This is a genomic window from Paraferrimonas sp. SM1919 (genome assembly GCF_010993985.1).
Lineage (GTDB): Bacteria > Pseudomonadota > Gammaproteobacteria > Enterobacterales > Shewanellaceae > SM1919.
Genome location: NZ_WINH01000066.1, coordinates 1 through 1,118, shown reverse-complemented (window position 1 = coordinate 1,118; position 1,118 = coordinate 1). Strand labels below are relative to the sequence as shown.

At 60.2% G+C, this 1,118-nt stretch carries 2 protein-coding genes; both read left to right on the top strand.

Translation table 11 applies throughout. The annotated features are described in order from the left end of the window. On the top strand, positions 1 to 301 hold a 301-nt coding region (locus GFB48_RS17160), incomplete at its 5' end, for a hypothetical protein (RefSeq protein WP_163938687.1). Between the two features lie 89 nt (positions 302 to 390). After that, positions 391 to 1,118, top strand: a 728-nt coding sequence (locus GFB48_RS17155) for an IS5-like element IS1420 family transposase (RefSeq protein ID WP_163938684.1), incomplete at its 3' end; no start/stop codon positions are given.

The following is a 1,118-nucleotide window of genomic DNA, read 5'->3' as shown; positions in this document are numbered from 1 at the left end:
CTTTGAATGCAACCTGCAGCAGAAAGTCGGCATTTCGCGCAACGTTAAGGAAGGGTTGCGTCCTTTGAATGGCCTGCGAATTCAACCTGAGGGCGATACGACCGGGTGGTATATCTGGGCGGGTGAGGTATTTTCCGAAGCATCTGACTTCTTCGTGCCATTGCACGTGGAGCACTTGGCAGATTGGGCTCCGCTGGTCATTCCGTATTTGGGGTTGCCGCCAGGGTGGCGGTTTTTGCTGACTGAGCACTACGAGGATGTCTGGGAGGAGGCGTTGTTGCATAAATCAGGGTCGTGGTGAGGCCGTGCTGACGTTTACGCGCAACGACATGGCGGTAACGCTGTAAACAAACCGGGTTCCTGCGTAGATTCTCGATTTTTGCCGGGAACATGCACAGGGACACCCACAAGCAAGCCGAGCCCAAGGCCACGTATCGCGTCAAGAACTGGGCGCAGTACAACGCAGGGCTGATCGCCAGAGGAGATGTCACGATGTGGATCGACGAGGGTATGTGCAAGGCATCTGCTGCGCAGGCCCGCAAGCGCGGCCACCCGCTGGTCTACTCGGACGCTTTGATTCAGGGCCTGCTCGGTCTGAAGCAAGTCTTCCACCTGCCGTTGCGCGCACTGCAAGGCTTTGCCATGAGCCTGCGCAGGCTTGCCTATCCTGAGTTGCCGGTTCCCAACTACACGACGCTGAGCCGTCGAGCACAGGACCTGCAAGTCGTCCTGCCTGCGTTGCACACCGGCGAACCAGTGCACATGCTGCTCGACAGCACCGGCCTGAAAGTGTTCGGTGAAGGTGAGTGGAAGGTGCGCAAGCACGGCTGGTCCAAGCGTCGCACCTGGCGCAAGGTCCATCTTGCGATGGACGCGAAAACAGGCCAGATATGCGCGGCGCTGATGACCCACCAGGATGTGGGCGACGCTGACGTACTGCCCGACTTGCTCGACCAATTGCCGCCCGACATATCCGTGGACATCGTCGGCGGGGACGGCGCGTACGACAGCAAGCAGTGTCATGCGGCGATTGCCAAGCGCGGTGCGCGGCCCTCGATTCCACCGCGCGAAGGTGCAAGTTCGTGGCCTGAAGCCACGCCCTGCGCGGCATGGCGCAA